12 protein-coding genes are annotated in these 20,380 nt (G+C 44.4%); 10 read left to right on the top strand and 2 right to left on the bottom strand.

Translation table 11 applies throughout. The features are described 5' to 3' along the window. Positions 1-207: 207 nt before the first annotated feature. The 3 genes from NBH15_RS14540 to NBH15_RS14550 all read left to right on the top strand — a co-directional run bounded on the left by NBH15_RS14540 (position 208) and on the right by NBH15_RS14550 (position 2,666). Positions 208-567, top strand: coding sequence for an MBL fold metallo-hydrolase (locus tag NBH15_RS14540; RefSeq protein WP_233566705.1), 360 nt, complete (start codon positions 208-210; stop codon positions 565-567). Between the two features lie 15 nt (positions 568-582). Further along, positions 583-1,038 carry a GNAT family N-acetyltransferase gene (locus NBH15_RS14545; protein ID WP_007658393.1) on the top strand — a complete coding sequence of 152 codons (456 nt, stop codon included), beginning with the start codon at positions 583-585 and terminating at the stop codon, positions 1,036-1,038. Between the two features lie 101 nt (positions 1,039-1,139). Next, positions 1,140-2,666, top strand: a complete 1,527-nt coding sequence (locus tag NBH15_RS14550) for a sensor histidine kinase (protein WP_128133035.1) — start codon at positions 1,140-1,142, stop codon at positions 2,664-2,666. 28 nt (positions 2,667-2,694) lie between these two features. Here NBH15_RS14550 and NBH15_RS14555 read toward each other — a convergent pair whose 3' ends face one another. Further along, a complete protein-coding gene (locus NBH15_RS14555; protein ID WP_128133034.1) occupies positions 2,695-3,519 on the bottom strand; it encodes a GNAT family N-acetyltransferase in 825 nt (274 codons plus the stop codon). Between the two features lie 307 nt (positions 3,520-3,826). Between NBH15_RS14555 and gltB the strand changes: the two genes are divergently transcribed. The 3 genes from gltB to asnB are packed head-to-tail and all read left to right on the top strand — an operon-like array spanning position 3,827 to position 11,557. After that, positions 3,827-8,425: a glutamate synthase large subunit gene (gene gltB / locus NBH15_RS14560; RefSeq protein WP_244050939.1), complete on the top strand. Its 4,599-nt coding sequence runs from the start codon at positions 3,827-3,829 to the stop codon at positions 8,423-8,425. Positions 8,426-8,458: 33 nt separating this feature from the next. Further along, positions 8,459-9,880, top strand: a complete 1,422-nt coding sequence (locus tag NBH15_RS14565; protein ID WP_128133033.1) for a glutamate synthase subunit beta — start codon at positions 8,459-8,461, stop codon at positions 9,878-9,880. A gap of 12 nt (positions 9,881-9,892) precedes the next feature. Next, positions 9,893-11,557 (top strand): asparagine synthase B, encoded by a 1,665-nt coding sequence (asnB, locus tag NBH15_RS14570; protein WP_250822940.1) that lies wholly within the window; start codon positions 9,893-9,895, stop codon positions 11,555-11,557. 315 nt (positions 11,558-11,872) lie between these two features. Here asnB and NBH15_RS14575 read toward each other — a convergent pair whose 3' ends face one another. After that, positions 11,873-12,211, bottom strand: coding sequence for a cupin domain-containing protein (locus NBH15_RS14575; protein ID WP_128133031.1), 339 nt, complete (start codon positions 12,209-12,211; stop codon positions 11,873-11,875). A gap of 173 nt (positions 12,212-12,384) precedes the next feature. On the opposite strand from NBH15_RS14575, the gene NBH15_RS14580 reads away from it, so the two are divergent. The 4 genes from NBH15_RS14580 (at position 12,385) to NBH15_RS14595 (ending at position 20,369) form a co-directional block, all read left to right on the top strand. Next, positions 12,385-14,604, top strand: coding sequence for an alpha-N-acetylglucosaminidase (locus NBH15_RS14580; RefSeq protein ID WP_250822941.1), 2,220 nt, complete (start codon positions 12,385-12,387; stop codon positions 14,602-14,604). A gap of 396 nt (positions 14,605-15,000) precedes the next feature. Beyond that, entirely contained in the window at positions 15,001-15,579 is a 579-nt protein-coding gene (locus tag NBH15_RS14585) for an RNA polymerase sigma-70 factor (RefSeq protein WP_128133030.1), read from the top strand. 65 nt (positions 15,580-15,644) lie between these two features. After that, on the top strand, positions 15,645-16,667 hold the full coding sequence (locus NBH15_RS14590; protein ID WP_250822942.1) for a FecR family protein: 1,023 nt from the start codon (positions 15,645-15,647) through the stop codon (positions 16,665-16,667). A gap of 342 nt (positions 16,668-17,009) precedes the next feature. Then, on the top strand, positions 17,010-20,369 hold the full coding sequence (locus NBH15_RS14595) for a TonB-dependent receptor (protein ID WP_250822943.1): 3,360 nt from the start codon (positions 17,010-17,012) through the stop codon (positions 20,367-20,369). The last annotated feature ends 11 nt before the right edge of the window (positions 20,370-20,380 follow it).

Consider the following 20,380-nt stretch of genomic DNA (forward strand, 5'->3'; position numbering starts at 1 on the left):
TATCTGACAACAAATGTAGACAGCGACCTGTTACACGAGGATCTGTCACTTCTGAAAAATAATTAGAGGTATTCATTTTGCAATGATAAACTTTTTAGAGGAATTTTGGTGCGGTCGCCCTGGAATTAAACAGAAGAGTTCAATTTTTCATTAGAATAATAGTATATTTGAACTGTTATTTTCAATATCAATCTAAAGACTACAGCCATGTACGAACTTCAGCAAGTTGGCGAAAAAAGCTACTACATAAATTCTCCGGCGAAAATCGGTATCTATCGGCAAAATGAGACAGATATTTATCTGATCGACAGTGGCAACGACAAAGAAGCCGCCAAGAAAATCATTAAAATTGCCGCACAACAAAACTGGACGATAAAAGGAATTGTCAATACCCATTCCAATGCCGACCATATCGGAGGGAATGCCTATTTGCAACAACAAGTCGGCTGCCCTGTCTTTGCAAATGGAGTACTATCCGTTCCTATCTTTCCTGGCTCAAAGATCTCGGTAAATTATCCGTCAGTTTTGAGAATAACATGCTCCAATGGAAAAGTCTTTAATCATTAATTTAAATTCAACATCATGAAAATTATATCAATACGAGAAAATCCGGCCTATAAGGATATCGCTATCAACTATTTTCAAAGCAAATGGCCTTCCGTATACCCCGTGCTCTATGAAGATTCTATTAATCACAGTATAGATTCTCCGAATCCACTTCCTCAATGGTATCTATTGGAAAAGGATAATGAAATAATCGGTTGTGCGGGACTGATCACCAATGATTTTATCAGCCGGATGGATTTGTACCCGTGGGTTTGTGCCGTATATATAGATGAAAACCACCGGGGACATTTTTACAGTACACTTTTATTGGAGAAAGCCAAAGAAGATACGATTAAAGCCGGTTTTAGCAGATTATACCTCAGTACGGAACATATCGGATTCTATGAAAAGCTGGGATTCAAATATATAGGTCAAGGTTACCATCCTTGGGAAGACGAATCACGCATCTATGAAATAGAGGTAAAAACATAATTCTACCGGATAACAATGATTATACTGAAACTTTTTCAGCATAAGTCATGCTTTGATTTTGAATAAATACATATATTTGCTTCTAATAAAAAATTATGTTTATGAGAATCACGTATTTTATCATCACCCTCGCGATTTGCTTCTGCATGTCTCTCCATGCGGAAAACAAAGCAAATGATTACATGAAACAGGCCCAAAACAGCCTGGAACAAAAGGACTTTACCAAAGCCCGTTATCTTTATCTGCAAGCTTACAAAGCCTTCTCGAACGAAGGGGACTATACACAAGCCATTGATTGCGGAACAAAAGCGACGTATCTTTACTATCGCGAAAACTATTATCAGGAAGCATTCGAGCTTTGCCGGCAAATGACGCAGTTTCTTTTAACCGAAGAACAGAAAGCGCAAAAGACCTTCTACGACCAACGTTTCCAATTGACAAAAGAACGGCTGCAGATGTACATAAAACTCAAAAACGCGGCACAGGCACAGCTTCAACTCAACACATTGGATAATCTGGTAAGCCAGGCTGGTAGCGAAAAACTCGCCGAAGACTTTTTATATACCCAGGCAAGTTATTATTATACATTCGGACAAAACGAACAAGGAGATGCCAGCTTCAGCAAACTCATCAACCAATATAAGGATAAAAAAGAGTACGACAAGGTAAGCGAATGTTACAAGCACCTGATCACAATAGCCCGCTCAGCCAATAATGCCCCGTTAATGGAACGTACCTACGAAAAATATATCGTCTGGACCGATTCCGTTAAAGCACTTAATGCACAGGATGAACTGGGAGCATTGCAGTTAAAGTATGACGACAGCCTGAAAACCATACAGGAAAAAGATGACAAACTATCAGGCAAACAATACATGATAGTAGGTCTTTGCACACTGGTTGTCATCCTTATCGCCGGATTGCTTTTCGTAGCATTCCTGTTATTACGCTTCATTGTGCTCAACAAAAAGCTGAAAAACATCATCCAGACAACCAACGAGCACAGCGAACAGCAGACCAAATTTATCCAAAGCATATCGGAGCAAATGAAGCCGACTCTCAATAAGCTCAATGTATCGGCAGGAGAATTGCGGGCCGAAGCAATCCTGACACGTGTAAATGCCTTGAAGCAATTCAGTGTAAACATCCAGGAATTATCTTCTCTTGAAAGTTCTTTAATGGAACCCTACGAAGTACAATCGTTCAATATGGGTAGTTTCTGCAAAAAAACGATGGATAAGGTAAAAGATAAAATCCATCCGGATGTAGAAGTTATTGTCGATGCCCCTCAACTGGAAGTAAAAACAAACGCAGAACAACTGGAACGTATTTTATTACATCTGTTGAATAATGCAGCTTCACATACGACTTCCGGTAAAATATGGCTGGAATTCAAGAGAAAGGGAGCACACCTTTGCCACATGATCGTAACTGATAACGGAACAGGCATTCCCGACGAACTGAAAGAAAATCTCTTCAAACCATTCAACGAAGTCAAGGACCTGGCAGAAGGTGACGGACTAGGTTTGCCTATCTGTGCCCTGATCGCCAACAAACTGAACGGCAGCCTTTCAATTGATATGGATTATAAAAAGGGATGCCGGTTTATTCTGGTATTACAGATATAAAGGAAACTGTTCACTATTTACGAAAAGCTCATTTAATAAAAGTCTTCCGATATTCCCGGAAGACTTTTTTATTTGTCGTCTCCCCCGTAAGAAGATATTCAAAACCCAACTTCTCACAAACCCTGACGGATGCCATATTCTGATCGTACATACGGGCAATAAGTTCCGTACAACCTAATCGGCTGAAAGCATAATCGATCAAACCCTGACATACTTCCGTTCCATATCCTTTATTCCAATACGCTTGATCGATAATGTAACCAACCTCCATTTTCCCAGGATCCGAAAATGAGTTGAACAATCCGGCTTCACCTATAATCTTGTTTTCTCCCCTCAACTTAACAGCAAACACACCATATCCTTTCGGGTATCCGGTTTCATTCGTTGCCTTATAGCGAGCTTTTAATTCCTGCAAAGTCCAGTCATACCTGCCGGACTGGATGTATTTCATATTTTCTTCCTGAGTATAGATAGCTAAAAGAGCCTTCAGTTCCTCTTCTATGGTAATTTCCTTTATTACCAGTCTTTCCGTTTCAAAATGAACCATACGATTATAGTTATCAAGAAAAACATCAGTACCTAATGCGATAAGACGTTGGTTTTCAATAAAATTCTGTCCATATTTGAGCCATCGTTTGGTAAATAACTTAAATTTACTACATGGAAAAATCCGGCATTGGAAACAATGGGTAATACCTTTTTCCTTACAACACAAATGAAAGGTTTTACACCGTTCACATTTATCTGAATATTCGGCACCCTTGCAAGGTTTCTTTATCCGCGTATAGTTTGGGCAGCCTCCACAAAAGACACCGCAAGCCGGAACTCTCCCATTGTAAATAATATCAATCATACAAAGATTTCATTTTATTTCTAACAAAGATAAACAAAATACAGGGTTTACATTATCAAAATGATAGTTATTTCAAACTATTAAAAGAAATAGCATCTTTCATTTTACAACCAAACAACCGCTCATTGATTTCATATTAACATTAAAACAGCCACTATCATGTCAAATAGAAATCAACCACTCTAATAAACAAAAAAAACGTCAGTATTTAACACGGACACACATATCATTATGCAAGAAACAAACTATATTTGTCGAACAATTTGACAACAAAACAGGTATTAAGCAAACATAAGGTCAACAAACGATGAAAGAACAGATCTATTTGAACAGAAAGCAAGGATTATATGATCCTGCGAATGAACATGACGCGTGTGGAGTCGGAATGTTGGTTAACATTCACGGAGGAAAGTCGCACGACATTGTAGAGTCAGCCCTTAAAGTATTGGAAAATATGCGTCACCGGGGTGCAGAAGGTGCCGACAACAAGACTGGTGACGGTGCTGGTATCCTACTTCAGATCCCTCACGAATTTATTTTGTTGCAAGGGATTCCCGTTCCTGAAAAGGGAAAATACGGGACAGGTCTAGTCTTTCTTCCTAAAGACGAAGCACAACGCTCGGCCATCCTCAGTATCATGATCGAGGAGATTGAAAAGGAAGGTCTTACCCTGATGCATCTGCGGAAAGTTCCTGTGAACAGTGACATACTGGGAAAAGACGCACTGGCAACGGAACCGGATATCAAACAAATTTTCGTCACTGGCTGCGATAATCAGCAGGAGTTGGAATTGAAGTTGTATGTGATACGTAAACGCATAGAAAACAAGGTTGCAATTTCTGACCTGGCAGCAAAGAATGACTTCTATGTAACGTCTTTATCTACCAGGAATATTGTATATAAAGGAATGCTGGAATCCATGCAGCTCCGTCACTACTTCCCGGACCTGACAAATAACTACTTTACAAGCGGGCTGGCATTGGTTCACTCCCGTTTCAGTACGAACACATTTCCGACCTGGAGCCTGGCACAACCTTTCCGCCTGCTGGCTCATAACGGAGAGATCAATACGATCCGCGGGAATCGGGGATGGATGGAAGCGCGTGAAAGTGTACTCACCTCTCCTACCATCGGCAGCATTGAGAGTATCCGTCCGATCATTCAGCCAGGGATGAGCGATAGCGCTTCGCTGGATAATGTGCTGGAGTTTCTGGTGGCATCAGGGTTGAGCCTGCCGCATGCCATGGCGATGCTCGTGCCCGAAAGTTCGAATGAAAAGAATCCGATATCGGAAGACCTGAAAGCGTTCTATGAATATCATTCTATATTGATGGAACCCTGGGACGGTCCGGCAGCCCTGCTCTTCAGCGACGGACGGTTTGCCGGCGGAATGCTCGACCGCAACGGTCTGCGTCCGGCTCGTTATCTGATCACTAAAAACGATATGATGCTGGTAGCTTCCGAAGTCGGCGTTATGGATTTTGAAGCTAATGAGATCAAGGAAAAGGGACGCCTGCAACCGGGAAAAATATTAATGGTCGACACCGAAAAAGGGGAGATCTATTATGACGGCGAACTAAAAAAACAACTTGCTGAAGCCAAACCGTATAAGACATGGCTGGCAAATAACCGCGTAGAACTGGACGAACTGAAATCCGGACGCAAAGTTCCGCATACGGTAGATAACTACGACAAATTACTGCGTACTTTCGGTTACAGCCGTGAAGACATAGAAAAGATCATTGTCCCGATGTGTACCGGAGGTGCCGAACCAGTCGGTTCCATGGGTAACGACACACCGTTGGCTGTCCTCTCCGACCGTCCGCAGTTATTATACAACTATTTCCGCCAGCAGTTCGCACAAGTGACTAACCCGCCGATCGACCCGATCCGCGAAGAACTGGTGATGAGCCTGGAAGAATATATCGGCGCGGTAGGTAACAATATTCTAGTGCCTAGCGAAAGCCATTGCAAGATGGTACGGTTGAATCATCCGATCCTGACCAACACACAACTGGACTTGCTATGCAATATCCGGTACAAAGGTTTCAACGCCGTCAAACTCCCGATGCTGTTTGAAGCAGCCAAAGGACGTGAAGGTCTGAAGTCGGCCCTTGACGAACTGTGCAAAAAAGCGGAACAATCCGTTACCGACGGAGTGAATTACATCATCCTGAGTGATAAAAATGTCGATGAAAAGCTGGCACCGATCCCTTCCCTCCTTGCCGTCAGTGCGGTTCATCACCATCTGATCTCCGTACAGAAACGGGTACAAACAGCCCTGGTTGTTGAAACGGGTGAGATGCGTGAAGTAATGCATGCCGCATTGTTGCTGGGATACGGGGCAAGCGCCATCAATCCTTATATGGTCTTTGCCATCCTGAAAGAACTAGAAGACAAACACGAGATACAATTAAACTATGAAACGGCCCGTAAGAATTATATAAAATCCATCTGTAAAGGACTGTTTAAAGTCATGAGCAAGATGGGGATCAGTACTATCCGCAGTTACCGGGGAGCCAAATTGTTCGAAGCAGTCGGCCTGGATGCGGAACTGGTACGCACTTATTTCGGCGGTACGACCAGCAACGTCGGTGGCATCCGCCTGGATGAGATTGCACGCGATTCGATCACCATGCACCACCAGGCATTCGACCAACCGGTAGACGGCATGTTGGAACACAAAGGTATTTACAGTTTCCGGAAAGACGGTGAGAAACATGCCTGGAACCCGGAAACCATCTCTACCCTGCAACTGGCAACCCGTTTGGGTAGTTACAAGAAATTCAAGGAATATTCGCAGATGGTGGACGAGAAGGAATCTCCCATCTTTCTCCGCGATTTCCTGACTTTCAGGAAACAAAAATCCATTCCGATCGAACAGGTGGAACCGGTGGAAAAAATCATGAAACGGTTCGTTACCGGTGCCATGAGCTTCGGTTCGATCAGCAAGGAAGCGCATGAAACAATGGCGATGGCCATGAACAAGATACATGGCCGGAGCAATACCGGAGAAGGTGGCGAAGATCCTGCCCGGTTCACTCCGCGCGAAGACGGTTTATCTCTCCGCTCTTCCATCAAACAGGTGGCATCGGGACGTTTCGGCGTAACAACGGAATATCTGGTAAATGCAGATGAGATACAAATCAAGGTGGCCCAGGGAGCCAAGCCGGGAGAAGGCGGACAGTTGCCGGGGTACAAGGTGAACGACATCATTGCAAAGACGCGTCATTCCATTCCGGGCATCTCGCTGATCTCTCCTCCTCCTCACCATGATATCTATTCGATCGAGGATCTGGCACAACTGATCTTCGACCTCAAGAATGTCAATCCGAAAGCGGAGATCAGTGTCAAGCTGGTTTCGGAAAGCGGCGTCGGAACCATCGCGGCAGGTGTAGCCAAAGCGAAAGCAGACCGCATCGTCATCTCCGGAGCCGAAGGCGGAACAGGTGCTTCACCGGTCAGCTCGATCCGTTATGCCGGACTGCCGCCCGAACTGGGATTGTCGGAAACACAACAGACACTGGTCATGAACAGCCTGCGCGGACAGGTCCGCCTGCAGACAGACGGACAATTGAAAACCGGACGCGACATCGTGCTGATGGCCCTGTTGGGAGCCGAAGAGTTTGGCTTTGCCACCTCCGCACTGATCGTACTGGGGTGTGTGATGATGCGTAAATGCCATATGAATACCTGCCCGGTCGGCGTAGCGACACAGGATGAAGAGTTGCGCAAACGTTTCCACGGGCGCCATGAATATCTGGTGAATTTCTTCACCTTCCTAGCTGAAGAAGTTCGCGAACACTTGGCAGAGATGGGTTATAGCAAGCTGGATGATATTATCGGACGGACAGACCTCATTGTTGATAAACGAACCCATGGCACACAGATGACGCAGATCGAACAGATGGCCACAGATCAAAATTTAAACAATCTGCGTAAATCCCCCATATCTGTGTCATCTGCGTGCCATAAATATGATTTACTGGACTTCTCCCATCTGTTGCACCTCCCGGAGCAGGCGGCTCATACACCTATCCATCATACGACAAACCAGGTGCATCAAATAGAGAATGTAAAGGATACGGATATCATTCTTCATGCTAAAGGAGCCATCGAGTTCCAGCAGGAAGTATCGCTGGATTATGCCATCGCCAATACCGACCGGAGCGTCGGCGCCATGCTTTCCGGCGAGATTGCCAAACGTTACGGGAATGCCGGCCTGCCGGATCACACCCTGAACATCAAGTTCAAAGGCTCAGCCGGACAGAGTTTCGGTGCCTTCCTCGCCCACGGCGTTCATTTCCGCCTGGAAGGAGAAGCAAACGACTATCTGGGAAAAGGCCTTAGCGGTGGCCGCATCAGCCTGATGCCTCCGGTACGTTCCACCTTCGTTGCCGAAGATAATACCATCGCCGGTAATACATTATTATATGGGGCAACCAGCGGGGAAGTCTACATCAATGGCCGTGTCGGCGAACGTTTCTGTGTACGGAACAGCGGAGCTATTGCCGTTGTGGAAGGTGTCGGAGACCACTGTTGCGAATATATGACCGGAGGCCGCGTCGTCGTGCTCGGCCGGACGGGGCGAAACTTTGCCGCCGGCATGAGCGGCGGTGTGGCTTATGTATGGAACAAGGCCGGCGATTTCGATTACTATTGCAATATGGAAATGGTCGAACTTTCCCTGATCGAAGACAGTGCCACCCGCAAGGAGCTGCATGAACTGATCCGCAAGCATTATCATTATACAGGCAGCCACCTGGCCGGCAAGATGCTGGATAACTGGGACAAACAGGTAGACGAATTCATCCAGATCGTCCCGATCGAATACAAGAAAGTATTGCAGGAAGAACAGATGAAGAAGTTGCAACAGAAGATCGCAGAGATGCAGCGGGATTATTAAATATCACTTTTCACTCTTAAAATCGAAACAACAATGGCAAATCCAAGAGCATTCCTCACCATACATAGACAAGAGGCAGGTTATCGTCCTGTCGAAGATCGTATCGACGATTTCAGCGAAGTAGAACAAACACTCAACAGCAGCGACCGTCGCCGCCAGGCATCCCGTTGCATGGATTGCGGCGTACCTTTCTGCCACTGGGCATGCCCCATCGGCAACAAACAACCCGAATGGCAGGACTTCCTCTACAAAGGGCAATGGAAAGAGGCTTACCAGGTACTGGAACAGACCTGCGACTTTCCGGAATTCACCGGCCGCGTCTGTCCCGCCCTTTGCGAAAAAAGCTGTGTACTGAAACTAAGCTGCGACGAACCTGTCACCATCCGCGAAAACGAAGCTGCCATCGTCGAAGCCGCCTTCCGCGAAGGTTATATCCAGCCGCAACAACCCCGGCGCAATGGCAAACGCGTTGCCGTAGTCGGAAGTGGCCCCGCCGGACTTACCGCCGCCAACCAACTGAACCGTAAAGGTTATGAAGTGACAGTCTTTGAAAAAGATGAATTACCGGGTGGCCTGCTCCGTTTCGGCATTCCCAATTTCAAATTGGGGAAAAACATCATCGACCGCCGTATCCGCCTGATGGAGAAAGAAGGAATCAAATTCCGTGTAAACACGATGGTCGGCAAAGAAGTGACAGCCCGGGATATTGTCAAAGACTTCGATGCCGTCTGCATCGCCATCGGTTCGGAAATACCACGCGACCTTCCGATCGAAGGCCGTAACCTGAAAGGCGTTCATTTCGCCCTCGAACTGCTGGGACAACAGAACCGCCTCCTCGAAGGCATCGCCATTCCCCCTAAAAACATCATCAATTGTAAAGGCAAGAAAGTCCTGGTAATCGGTGGCGGTGATACGGGCAGCGACTGCGTCGGGACAGCCAACCGCCATGGTGCCGCCAGCGTCACCCAGATCGAGATCATGCCCCAGCCGCCTGTCGGACACAATCCCGCAACTCCCTGGCCCATGTATCCGCAGGTACTGAAAACCAGCAGCAGTCACGAAGAAGGCTGCATCCGCCGCTGGAACCTGGCTTCCTGCCGCTTTATCGGCGATAAAAACATACTGAAAGGGGTGGAAGTGGAAGAAGTGGAATGGATACCGTCGGAAAACGGAGGCCGTCCCGACATGAAAATGACCGGAAAGAAAGAGATCATCGAAGCCGACCTTGTTTTCCTTGCAATGGGTTTCGTCCATCCCGAACAGGAAGGTCTTGTAAAAGAACTCTCACTGGCAGTGGACGGACGTAAGAATATCGCCGTCGACAGTCAAAATCAAATCGCCGGCAGTAACCTCTTTGCCTGTGGCGATGCCGTCAGCGGAGCCAGCCTGGTCGTACGGGCAATGGCCTCGGGACGCAAGGCAGCAAAAGCAATTGACAAATATCTAACAAAATAAAACAACAGGATCATGTGTGGTATTACAGCAATCTTCAACATTCGTGAAGGAGCCTCCGCCCTCCGACAACAGGCGCTTGAAATGAGTAAACGTATCCGTCACCGCGGCCCGGACTGGAGCGGGATTTATCAGGGTAAAACCGCCATCCTCGCCCACGAACGTCTTTCCATCGTCGACCCGGCTTCCGGTGGCCAACCGCTGAAAAGCAAAGACGGTAAACTGATCCTTACCGTCAACGGTGAAATCTACAACCACCGTGAGATTCGTGAAGAGTTGAAAGGAGAATATGAATTCATGACCGGCTCCGACTGCGAAGTCATCCTCGCCCTCTACCGCAAATACGGTACCGGTTGCGTGGAAAGATTAAGCGGAATCTTTGCCTTCGCCCTCTACGACGAAGAAAACGATACCTATCTCATTGCCCGCGACCCGATCGGCGTCATACCTTTATATATGGGTTACGACGACCACGGACATCTTCTCGTCTCCTCCGAACTGAAAGGTCTGGAAGGCTTCGCCACCATCTACGACCAGTTCAAGCCCGGTCACTACTTTTACAGCAAAGATACGGACCTTACGAAATGGTATGTCCGCGACTGGATGGATTACGAAAACGTGAAAGACAACCCCGCCAGCATAGAAGAACTCCATGACGCTCTCGAAACTGCCGTGCAACGCCAGTTGATGAGCGACGTACCTTATGGCGTGCTCCTTTCCGGTGGCCTGGATTCGTCTATTACTTCCGCCATCGCCAAGAAATATGCCGCCAAGCGTATCGAGACCGGAGGTAAAGCCGATGCCTGGTGGCCGCAACTTCATTCTTTCGCCATCGGCTTGAAAGGTGCCCCCGACCTGATCGCCGCCCGCAAGGTAGCCGATGCGATCGGAACCGTCCACCACGAGATCAACTACACAATCCAGGAAGGTCTGGACGCCCTCCGCGACGTTATCTATTATATCGAAACCTACGATGTAACGACCGTACGTGCTTCTACCCCGATGTATCTCCTTTCCCGCGTCATCAAAAGCATGGGTATCAAAATGGTTTTGAGTGGCGAAGGAGCCGACGAAGTGTTCGGTGGCTATCTGTATTTCCACAAAGCGCCGGATGCCAAGGCATTCCACGAAGAGACATTGCGTAAGATAAGTAAACTCTATCTATATGATTGTTTGCGTGCCAACAAAAGCCTCTGTGCCTGGGGTGTGGAAGGCCGTGTTCCCTTCCTCGACAAAGAATTTCTCGATGTTGCCATGCGCCTGAACCCGGCCGCCAAAATGTGTCCGGGCAAGACGATAGAGAAGAAAATCCTCCGCGAAGCCTTTGCTGATATGCTGCCCGAAGAGATCGCCTGGCGTCAGAAAGAACAGTTCTCCGACGGCGTTGGCTACAGTTGGATCGACACATTGAAAAAGATCACTTCCGAACTGATCACCGACGAAGAGATGAAACAAGCCGCCGACCGTTTCCCGATCAACACGCCGCAAAACAAGGAAGAATATTATTACCGTACGATCTTCGAAGAACACTTCCCGAGTGAGAGTGCCGCACGCAGCGTACCATCCGTCCCGAGCGTTGCCTGCTCGACAGCCGAAGCACTGGCTTGGGATGCCGCCTTCAGGAATATGAACGAACCGAGCGGACGTTCCATCAAAGGGGTACACGAAGCTGCTTATTAAACTCCTTACGACCAGAAATAGTCAATATGATTGCCAGAAGTGAATCTTTATTTATAGCACTGGTTGTAACCAATTCCCCTCTTGAGAGGGGATAAGGGGTGTGTAAAAGCCTGTTATAGGACCGAACTATAACGTACGTCCCATGACAGTGGGAATTTTTCCCCATTGCAATGGGGATCATTCCCCTCCAGTGGGGGAAAATTCCCCACATAAATAAAGAATGTGGGGAATTTCTAACAAGAAAAAAACATTCCTCGGCTAATAAAGTCTCAAAATACAGCCTGAAGACACCGTCACTAATTGATTCATATCTTTCTATAGAAAATCCTTTCTTACCGGATTGAACGTGTCAATCAGAACACCGGCTTCCACACACTCGCAACCATGCAAAACTCCCGGTTTCATATAAACGCCATCCCCAGTCCGGACAACCTTGGTTTCCCCATCCGTCGTAAACTTAAAAACGCCGCTTGCCACATAAGTAACCTGCGTATGGGGATGCGTATGAGGTGCACCGACCGCTCCCGCTTCAAATTTCACCTTCACCATCATCAGATCACCATTATATCCCATGATCTGACGTTGCACACCTCCACCGAGATCCTGCCATCCTATTTCTTTTTCAAACTGAAAATTAGTACTTTCGTGATTCATAAATTCTTATTTATTAATTCCTGTTCAGGCTGTAAAGATAGATGATAATGTAGTTTTTTCAAATATTCATAGGGTATCCGGTGCTTTTATACGTCAATTATTCGACATTCAGATACTTTGCTTAGTAATTACACATGAAAAACATTATAAATACTAAATTAATATTTTACCAAATGAAATTAAGATTGATTGTATGTTGCCTATTACTTTCCATAGGCAGTATATGGGCTAAAGACGATGCACGCAAGGCTTCGGAAGCCCTTATCAAAAGGGTCATTCCCGAAAGAGCCTCTTCGTTCAAAGTGGAAATGCTCCAGGCGAAAGATGGAAAAGATTGTTTTGAAATTGAATCGAAAGGTCATAAGATCATATTACGCGGTAACAACGGAGTATCTGTGGCCTCCGCTTTATACCATTATCTGAAATACTACTGCAACGCCCATATTTCCTGGAACGGAGATAACCTGAATCTTCCGTCGCGATTGCCTGAAGTGCCGGAAAAGGTGGCCTGCCCCACCGCTTTCGACCACCGCGTTTATCTGAATTACTGCACAGTCAGTTACACGATGGCCTGGTGGGACTGGGAACGTTGGCAACGCGAAATAGACTGGATGGCAATGCACGGAATCAATATGCCTTTGGCAGTGATCGGACAGGAAGCTGTCTGGCAAAACACCTTACGCCGGTTTAAAATGAATGACGACGAAATCCGTACCTTCTTAGTCGGTCCGGCTTTCCAGGCATGGCAATGGATGACAAACATCGAAACATACGGAGGCCCGTTGCCTCAATCATGGATTGATTCTCACCAGATACTCGGACAACAGATACTTGAACGCCAGCGTGAACTGGGAATGACACCGATTCTGCAAAGTTTTACTGGTTTTGTCCCCATCAAATTGAAAGAAAAATATCCGGACGCCCGCATCAAAGACAAAAATCGTTGGTGCAACGCATTCACAGCAACCGTTCAGTTAGATCCTCTCGATCCTTTATTCAAAGAAATGGGACAAGCCTTTCTGGAAGAACAACAGAAATTATACGGAACCAATCATATATATGCAGCCGATCCCTTCCATGAAGGAGCAGCTCCCAGCAACGAAAAGTCATATCTCGAAGCGGTAGGGAAAGTGATATGGGAAGTCGCTGCCGGTTTCGATCCCGAAGCTGTTATTGCCATGCAAACCTGGTCGTTACGTGAAGCTATTGCACGCACATTCCCTCAGGACCGTTTGTTATTACTGGATTTAGGAGGCTGGAATGTGGAAAAATTCAATAGCTTCTGGAACTATCCGTATGTGGCCGGCGTACTGCATAACTATGGCGGACGTGTTTACATGGGTGGTAACCTGGCCTTATACGCCCAAAATGCACACGAACTGAAGCAAAGCCCCAAAGGAGGCAATATACAAGGCATTGGCCTCTTCCCGGAAGCAATCGAACATAATCCGGTCGTTTACGAACTGTCTACCGAAATAACCTGGATGCAGGATGCACCGGACTTGGAAAAATGGATTACCGATTATGCACGTGCCCGCTACGGAAAACTACCGGCCGGTGCAGAACAGGGGTGGAAAGTCTTACTGGAAACAGTCTATGGAAGTAAAGCCGGTAGATTACCCAGCACAGAAAGTGTCATGTGCGCCCGTCCGGCTTTGACCATCCAGAAAGTTGCCGCTAATGGAGATTTGAGTCGCCCTTATTCTACCGTTCGTTTATGGGATGCGGTCGATCATTTCCTTCAGGCTTCCAACGATCTGAAAAAAAGTGACACCTATCGTTATGACCTGGTGGATGTGATGCGCCAGTGTCTTTCCGACCTGTCTTTACCTCTACAAAAACAAATCACAGAAGCCTATCTGGCCGGAGATAACGAAAAGTTACAACAAGCCGGAGAGCAGTTTCTGACATTGATCGATGACTTCGACCGCCTGTTGGGTACTCGCTCTACTTTCCTGCTTGGCAAATGGATTAAAGAAGCACGCCAATGGGGAACGACCGAAGAGGAAAAAGATCTATATGAATGGAATGCCCGTACATTAGTTACAGTATGGGGTCCAAATCATTCTTCCGCTCACCTGTTTGAATATTCAAACCGTCAATGGGCCGGCTTAATGAAAGGGTATTATAAACCACGTTGGGAGAAATTCATCAGCTACCTGAAAGCCCAGCCCAAAGGAGAATGGCGCTATGACGAACAATATATCCGTAAATCATTAGGAGGACGTCCCGCATTGGATGCCAGCGATTTCTATACTCGTTTAACGAATTGGGAATATGATTGGGCGTTTAACAAAGACGTTTATCCGGATACTTCGCAGGGAGACGAGATTGAAATCGTAAAAGAATTATATGCCAAATGGCTTCCTGTGGTGAAACAGTTAAATAAATAAGATATATAAATCTTCTTTTTAAAATTCACACAAAAGATGCAATTAAACTGTTTAGAAATATCTACAACAAAAATTGCATCTTTTTTACAATATCCTATCCTAAACAAGCTCCCATAAACAAAATATTAAATTATTACACTTAAGTTCTTGAAGAACTATTGCATCCGCATGATGCAAATATAATACATTTTTATTACAAGTCGCTCAATACTTGATATTAATCAATATTCCATTTGCTTCTAAAAATCAGTATAAGCACTCCTATGTGTCATGAATATTGACTTGCCAATTTGTGATAGATACTATAAATCAACAAGATAACTTTTAAGATATTTATCATAGTTCTTCAAGAACTATATACTATTAGAAATCATAATTTCCATTGTGATAAGCAAAATGAAGGAGAAGGAGATAAGTTCTATTGATAGTTTATTTTGGAAAATTGCCATAAAAGATGATGAAATAGCATTTCGTTCTCTTTTTTTCCAGTTTTTCTCTCCATTATGTGTTTTCGCTCATAGATATGTAGACAACAGGGATACATGCGAAGACATTGTACAAGAAACTTTTTTCAAAATATGGAAAAACAGAAAGAATATAGAAATCAATACATCTAGCCGTAACTTTCTTATCACAAGTGTAAAAAACACCTGCATAGATTTCCTACGTAAACAGGAAACAGAACAAAACTGGCAACAAAAAGAGATCGAGAACAATACTTCATGGTATACCTCCGGAGATATCTACTCAACGATTGAACTAGAACAGATGCTTTCGGCAGCACTTGCCAAACTTCCTGACAACATACGGATTGTTTTTGAAAAAAACAGATTCGAAGGTATGACTTATGCTGAGATTGCAGTCGAACATAATATTTCAGTCAAGACAGTAGAGGCCTATATGACAAAAGCGCTAAAACATCTTCGTGTTGAATTGAAAGATTACCTCCCACTTATAATCCTGTTACTCTGGTAATATAAAAACATTCTTTAACATAGGGTGTCTTTTATGCTATACGTCTAATTTATAAAAGAACGAAAGTGGATATTCATACAGAACATATAATAGCATATCTTGAAGAACGTTTATCTAAAGAAGAAAAGAACGCTTTCGAGCAACAGCTACAATCTTCCCCCGACTTCAAAAAGGAAGTAGATGATATTCGTTTTATCTGGGAAACTACGGCAGAACTTAAACTGCATAAGCAAATAAACACCCGGCAGAACTGGGAAAAAGTCTCAAGACAAATCGCTATTGATAAGTACAAAAAGAAAATCCTGAGTTTTATCCGGACTTCAGCAGCAGTACTGCTAATCCCTGTTCTGATCGCGACCTATTCCCTGTTCAATACGCTGAAGGATTGGAACAACCTGCCGGTAGAACAAGTGGAATTGACAACAGCCTATGGTTTGATTTCCAAAATCACCCTTCCCGACGGATCCGAGGTATGGCTAAACTCCGGTTCCTCCATCTCCTATCCCAAACGTTTTACTGACAACAAAAGAAATATACAACTGACGGGAGAAGCATATTTTAAAGTAACTTCTGATAAATCGAACCGCTTCGATGTATTAACGCCCAATGGATTGCAAGTCAGTGCCTACGGTACGGAGTTCAATGTTAAGGCATATGAAGATGAAGATAAAATAGAGGCAACTTTAGCAAAAGGGCATATTGAAGTCACAGAAATAGGCCAGCCGGTTTCCAGGACCTTACGTCCGGGAGAACAGGTCGTATATTATAAAAATACCAGTAGAATGGAAGTTGACAAAGTTAATCTGGCTGTCGAAACTTCATGGAAAGACGGAAAAATGATATTCAGACGAGCTAACATGAATGAAATCGTACAACGACTCGCTCGCCATTTCAATGTCGACATCAAACTGGAAGGTGAAGAATTGTATGACTATAACTATTCTGCTACTTTTACCACAGAGACACTAAGTGAAGTATTACTCCTACTGGAAAAAACAGCGCCTATAAAATGTACAGTGATAGAACCTAAACAAACAGATGATTTCACCTATTCACAACGCACCGTTATCATAAAAACGATAAAGTAACACACACCATCAAAGAAAAAAGAAAAAAGTGGATTTTAACATAGGGTGTTTGCCCGCACGTCACGTCTAATATAAAAATAAAAACAAATGTTATAAATGTTAACTTAAAAGAAGTATTATATGAAAACAGACACTTAAAGAAAAAGCAGGAAAACGCTGGTTACATTTTCCTGCTTCAATCAAACAAATTACCAATCCGAAAATCTCACCTGACGAATGGTAATCCCCAATTAAGTTATTTTCAAACCTAATTAAATTTGATAATGTGAAATTATGAAGAATTTATCAAACCTAGAAGGTTTTAAGTCTAATTTTGACTTATTACCAAAAATTCCAATGCGTATGAAACTCGCTGCATTCTGTTTAACCTGCTTTTTAAGTACGGCAAGTGCAGGCACCTTGTACTCACAATCTGCCCGAATTTCTTTGGACATGAGGAATGCTTCTGTTGAACAAGTTTTGCAGGAAATTGAAGAAAGTTCCGAATTTTACTTCATGTACAACAGCAAGCTCGTTAATGTTGACCGCAAAGTAAACATCAAAGTCAAAGACAAGTCAATTGAAACTATCTTAAATGAAATTTGCAAGGCTGCAAACATTGAGTATAGCGTAAATGACAAGCAAATCATCCTGCGCCCGAAAAGCATGGAAGCAAATGCTACTCAGCAAAAAACAAAAACCATCAAAGGTATTGTCAATGACCAATTAGGTCCTATTACCGGAGCAAACGTTTCTGTAAACGGTACTACTATCGGTACAATCACCGACATGGATGGTCGTTTCACTTTGGAGGTTCCGGAAAATGCGACATTACAAGTATCTTTTATCGGTTACCTGACTCAAAATGTAAAAGTGGAGGGACAAACCGATTTTACAATCTCCATGAAAGAGGATACACAAAAATTGGATGAAGTGGTTGTTATCGGTTACGGTACACAAAAGAAAATGAACCTAACAGGATCTGTAGCTACAATCTCTGCTGAAAACATTGCAACTATTCCGGTTTCCAATATTTCCAATGCGATGGCCGGACGTATGCCAGGTATCTTCTCTTATAACAAATCCGGTCTGCCAGGTGCATCTTCCCCGATCACCATTCGTGGAACCAATACACCCAACAATACAAATCCAACTTACGTAATCGACGGTGTTGTTCGTGAAAAAGCCGACTTCGATGCGTTAGATCCGAATACAATCGAAAACATCTCTGTACTAAAAGATGCAGCCTCGGCAGCTGTTTATGGTTCGCGCGCAGCAAACGGTGTGATTGTTGTTTCAACCAAACGCGGTAAGAATCAAAAACCACAATTCAGCTATTCAGGATTATTCGGTACCGAACGATCGACACGCAAGCCGGAAGTGTTGAGCGCATACGATAGAACGGTGTATCTGAATAACAAATTTATGTACAACGGTATTCCTGAAACCGACACCCGTTACTACACCGCCGACGAACAAGAATATTTCAAGACGCATAGTACAGACTGGGTAGATTTAGCTTGGAGAAATCCATTCATAATGCAGCATAACCTGAGTGTCAATGGAGGTAGCGATCGTATCAATTATTACATGTCAATTGGTTATTTCGATCAAAGCGGAACATTTGATAATTTGGATTTCCAACGCTACAGCTTCCGTTCAAATGTAGATGCTAAAGTAGCTGACAATTTTACGATCGGTTTGGACGTTGACGGAAACATGGGCGATCAGCGGACTCCCTATTGGCCTTACGATTCCGACCAGGAATTGATGAATGATATGTATCGTGCTTTATTAAACTTCCCATCTACCGAACCAGCTTATGTAAACGGAAAACCGAATGCTACTATTTATAACTGGAACGTATTGGAAGCCATTAAAAACGGACACCGATCTAAGAAAAAGAACACCCTGAATACCAAATTAAGTGCTAACTGGGATATTCCTTGGGTAGAAGGATTGACCGCCAATGCGATGTTCAACTACCGTCGGTATTATGAAAACTACAAAACCGTTGGTAAAGCCTATACATTGTATATGCACGAAACATCCGGTGAGCACAACCACATCATCCGTGATGATGCGCCCGTTACCGGAACACGTACAAGAACAGAAAACGGAAACTTTGTTCGGAAAGATTTCAACGAAACCAGTTCGTATACATTGAACCTGCAATTGAACTATAACCATACATTTGGGAAACATGACATTGGAGCCATGTTCTTATATGAACAATTCGAACAATGGGGTGATAATTTTTGGGCTCAACGCAAAGAATTGCTTTCACCATCTTTGGAACAATTGTTTGCAGGTAGTGCCGATAGCCAATGGAAAGATGCCAGCGGTAACGAATCTGAAATCGGACGTATCGGTTATGTAGGACGTGTCAATTACGGCTTTGACAACAAATATTTGTTAGAAGCTAACTTTCGTTACGACTCTTCTGTAAAATGGATCCCAGGAAAACGTTGGGGATTCTTCCCGTCGGTATCTGCCGGATGGCGTGTAACAGAAGAAAATTTCTTCAAATCAAATGCAAAACTAAGCTTCATTAACAATTTGAAACTTCGTGCATCTTATGGTACCTTAGGTAATGATGGAGGAAGCGATGTTGCTTATTACCAATATTTGAGCAAATTCAACACCGGTAGCAACGTTGTATTTGGAAGTGGGGCAACCGGTATTCTACCTGGGGTTTATCCTAGTAGAGGCATTACTTGGGAAACAACCACAACGACTGATGTCGGTTTCGACCTCGGATTATGGAACGGATTATTGAGCTTGGAATTCGATTACTTCCATAAAAAGACCAAAGATATTCTGATGGCTCGTACACGTACGATACCGGAGACGTTTGGTGCCAGCCTTCCGAAAGAAAACTATGCCGAAATGATCAACCAAGGTTGCGAGTTCTTAGTACGTCACGACAACAAAATTGGTAATGTGACCTACTATGTGTCAACCAACTTTTCTTTCGCCCGTAACCATTACACTAAAATTGATGAATCTGCTAATGCTTACGAATGGGAATTGAAAACAGGTCGTCCAATTAACTTTATCACTGGCTATATCGCCGATGGCATTGCCCGTACCGACGAAGATCTTGTTGGTTTACCTAAATATAATGGAGGTTTCAGTTGGTCAAAAGGAGATATCATCTTGCAAGATATACATGGTGCCGGTGGTGTTGGTGGTCCCGATGGAGTAGTCGATGGTAATGATAAAGCAGTCCTTTCATTATATAGTAAAGATCCTGAAATTATCTACGGTATCAGTTTAGGTGGTGAATGGAAAGGGCTTGACTTCACAGCATTCTTCCAAGGAGTCGGCCATCGTTCAATCATGTTCCCTAACCGTGGTGATACGTGGACAGAGCAAACGGTTTTGAATATCTGGTCGGATGCTTATTCTCCCGATAATATCAATGGTGAATATCCGCGTGTAGGAGGTACAGGGTCTGTAGGGGCCAATAGCCAAGCTTCTACATTCTGGCTGATGAACGGTAACTATTTCCGTTGTAAAAATATCGAAATCGGCTATACATTGCCTAAGCAATGGATGAGTTCGATCGGTGTAGACCGTTGCCGTTTTTATGTATCAGGGACTAACTTGTTCGTGTTAGACCACATCGGCATTTACGATCCGGAAAATAGCGGCGACCGCGGTGCTTACCAATATCCGTTGACAAAGAGTTTTAACTTCGGTGTTAATGTTAGTTTCTAATCATTTGAGTA

It is taken from the genome of Parabacteroides caeci, assembly GCF_023656795.1.
In the GTDB taxonomy this organism is placed as follows: Bacteria; Bacteroidota; Bacteroidia; order Bacteroidales; family Tannerellaceae; genus Parabacteroides; species Parabacteroides segnis.